Source organism: Microcystis sp. LEGE 08355 (assembly GCF_015207185.1).
Taxonomy (GTDB): domain Bacteria; phylum Cyanobacteriota; class Cyanobacteriia; order Cyanobacteriales; family Microcystaceae; genus Microcystis; species Microcystis panniformis.
This window is the reverse complement of sequence record NZ_JADEXI010000535.1, coordinates 1-3189: the sequence shown is the minus strand read 5'-3', so window position 1 is coordinate 3189 and position 3189 is coordinate 1. Positions and strand designations below refer to the sequence as shown.

5 protein-coding genes are annotated in these 3189 nt (G+C 40.7%); all 5 read left to right on the top strand.

What is annotated here, in order from left to right; all coding sequences use genetic code 11:
• Positions 1 to 1381, top strand: a 1381-nt coding sequence (locus IQ242_RS20635) for a formylglycine-generating enzyme family protein (protein ID WP_193961240.1), incomplete at its 5' end; no start/stop codon positions are given.
• A gap of 494 nt (positions 1382 to 1875) precedes the next feature.
• Positions 1876 to 2034 (top strand): hypothetical protein, encoded by a 159-nt coding sequence (locus IQ242_RS20630; protein ID WP_193961239.1) that lies wholly within the window; start codon positions 1876 to 1878, stop codon positions 2032 to 2034.
• A gap of 87 nt (positions 2035 to 2121) precedes the next feature.
• Complete coding sequence (locus IQ242_RS20625) at positions 2122 to 2382, top strand: type II toxin-antitoxin system ParD family antitoxin (protein WP_193961238.1); 261 nt, start codon at positions 2122 to 2124, stop codon at positions 2380 to 2382.
• The gene (locus tag IQ242_RS20620) at positions 2379 to 2684 is read left to right on the top strand and encodes a type II toxin-antitoxin system RelE/ParE family toxin (protein WP_370583036.1); all 306 of its coding nucleotides are present in this window, start codon (positions 2379 to 2381) and stop codon (positions 2682 to 2684) included. The genes IQ242_RS20625 and IQ242_RS20620 overlap by 4 nt, the downstream gene beginning before the upstream one ends.
• 103 nt (positions 2685 to 2787) lie before the next feature.
• Positions 2788 to 3060: a helix-turn-helix domain-containing protein gene (locus tag IQ242_RS20615; protein ID WP_193961237.1), complete on the top strand. Its 273-nt coding sequence runs from the start codon at positions 2788 to 2790 to the stop codon at positions 3058 to 3060.
• The last annotated feature ends 129 nt before the right edge of the window (positions 3061 to 3189 follow it).

The window sequence follows — 3189 nt, the reverse complement described above, 5'->3', positions numbered from 1 at the left end:
CAGCGAAAGTATCCAGAAATTAGCTGAAGATCAGGATACACAAAAACAGGTTTTCTCGAAAATGATCGGCGAGTTGAACGGGTACAAACAAGTGTATCAGTTGCAGCTGGAGTTAGATAGTCTGGAACAAGAAGCGATCGAAATGGCCAAAGTAGCCATTAATCTAGAACAATACCTAAAACCAATTATCGGGCAGTTTCAAGGCTTAATCGAGCGAGTAGTGACCATTGACGGGGAACTTTCCCGCAGTGTCAGCGAGGTGGAATCCCTCGTCCAGAACATTCTTAGTTCCGAATCGGCGGTATCTTTCCGCAAAAACGAGAATCTATCGGCTAGTTTGCTCAATTTCCTCGTCACCAGCGAAGAAAAGCGCGGCCGTTTAGCGATCGCATTAGAGCGAGCCGAGCAGGAAGGATGGCAATGGACAGACGTGGAAATCCCCGACGAGGAAATCGAACTCGAAACCGCCATTCAACGCATCAACAACCATGTAATCGAGAGAGTCGGGAATTTTATCACCTCCGTCGTCGGTGACTCTCCTATTCCTCCCCCTCCTCAACCAGAGACACCCCTAGACAATAAAACTCCTTCTTCTCCATCAGATTGGATGATTCCATCTAAATCTGCTCAACCAGAGACACCCCTAGACAATAAAACTTCATTTATCGAAAACCTACCCAATGGGATAACACTAGAGATGGTGAGCTTACCAGCAGGTGAGTTTCTTATGGGATCTCCTGACAGTGATTCTGATGCTATGGATTGGGAAAAGCCTCCACACCAAGTTAAAGTCAACAGTTTTGCGATTGGGAAATATCCAGTCACTCAGGCACAATATGAAGCGGTAATGGGAACCAATCCCTCTTATTTTTCCAATAATCCCCAAAATCCGGTAGAAAGGATTAGTTGGAATCACGCTCAAGCCTTTTGTCAAAAATTGAGTCAAATAACAGGAAAAACCTATCGCCTACCCACAGAAGCGGAATGGGAATATGCCTGTCGTGCGGGGACCACTACTCGCTATTATTTTGGTGATGATGCCAATCAGTCAGGAAATTACGCCTGGTATTACAAAAATTCTCAGCAGACAACTCATCCTGTGGGCCAGAAAAAGCCCAATGCTTGGGGACTCCATGACATGATTAGCAATGTTTGGGAGTGGTGCGAAGACGATTGGCACGATAACTATATCGGAGCGCCGACGGATGGCAGTGCTTGGATAAATAATAATGATAATGATTATCGTTTTTTATTGCGGGGCTGTTCTTGGTTCAACGATCCGAATGGCTGCCGTTCTGCTGCCCGCAGCTTCTACGCCCGCCGCGACAGCAACTACTACTACGGTTTTCGGGTGGTGTGCGGTGCTCGGAGGACTCTGTAACCCTTATTTTCTTTTTTCCCTTTTTACCCTTGTTTCAAGGCTCTGCCTTGAAACACAATATATAAGGCTCTGCCTTAAAGCAATATTCAGCCGTAGGTTGGGTTGAGGAACGAAACCCAACCCAATTATTTAAAAGTGTTGGGTTTCACTATCGTTCAACCCAACCTACGATCTACTGATTATTTATTCCCCTTTTTGCATGAGTGCATGAGAGCCGTAGGTTGGGTTGAGGAACGAAACCCAACCCAATTATTTAAAAGAGCCGTAGGTTGGGTTGAGGAACGAAACCCAACCCAATTATTTAAAAGTGTTGGGTTTCACTATCGTTCAACCCAACCTACGATCTACTGATTATTTATTCCCCTTTTTGCATGAGTGCATGAGTAGAAAAGGGGTTTCTCCGAGAAACCCCTTTTCTGTGGGTTACTCAAGGGATTTAGGATAATATTGGTGCGTTACGTCGCCTATGTAATTAATGTAAATTAAATAATATTGTGGCGCTCCTAACGCACCCTACCTACTCATTTCCCTTGTTTCAAGGCTCTGCCTTAAAGCAATATTCAGGTAGAACCGGGGAACGAGATAATGCTCTCATTGACCAACTCAAACAAGGAGCGATCGCCGATCTCGTAGGGGGCGTTAATGTTATGTAATGCACCTCAACTAACCTATTTTAGCTAATCCTTGTAGTAAAATGAAACAGGACACTGGACTTAACCCTTAACCTTACAAAAGTCATCATGAATATTCAACTAAAACCCAATCAAGAACAATTTATCCAAAAACAGTTAAAAAGTGGCAGATTTAATAATTCAGAACAAGTCATAGATACCGCTTTTTACTTGCTAGAAATCCTCGATCAAGATTACTTACAATGGGTAGAAGAAACTCGTCAAAAAATTGACGTTGCCATAGCAGAATTAGATAATGGAGAGGGATTAGATGGAGAAAAAGTCATAAATGATATACTCGAAAAATTTAAAAAAGCACCACAAAAATAATTATAAATCGTTATATTATTGCGCCTTCAGCCAATCAAGATTTAAACAAGATTGCCGATTATTTTTTAGTAGTAAATATTGAAGCAGGTGAAAAACTATTCAGAAAATTTTACAAAAAGTGTCAACAATTAGTACAATTTCCCAAGTTAGGACGCAGCTATAGTCATATTAAACCATCCTTGAGAGGTTTACCTTTAGATGGATATATTATTTTCTATCGAGTAATTAATGAAACGGTGGAAATTTTAAGAATTGTTAATGGTCGTCAAGATTTAGATGCTTTATTCTCTGAGATCAAATAAAGGTTGAATGATGCAATCACCTGTAGGAGAAAAAGAACGCCTGAAAAAAGCACAGGAAATCGCAAAAGAGCAATAATAAATACCAAAAAGGAGATAAATGATTATGACAGAATATACTATTAGTTCGGGAAACATTTTTGAAGACTTAGGCTTTGCTAATACAGAAGAAAAACTCGCTAAAGTCAAGCTGGCTTCAGTGATTTACGATCTGATTACTGAACAAGAATTAAGCGAGCAGGAGGTCAGTCAAATTTTGGGGATTGACGAGGCTAAAATTTCTAACTTAAAAAATGGCAGATTGCAAAAATTTTCTCTTGAGCAGATGTTTGACTTTCTAGTAGCATTAGGTGGTAATGATTCGGTAGTAGTGGCGTAGCTTTCTTGCTTACCTGGTATGAGTTGTGTAAAATATTTATTAATAAAAATAATTGGAACCCGCTCAGTCTTTAAACCTCTAGCTTGCTCATGACTTTTCTGATAAATATCTTTTTCTGGCTCCTGTCTG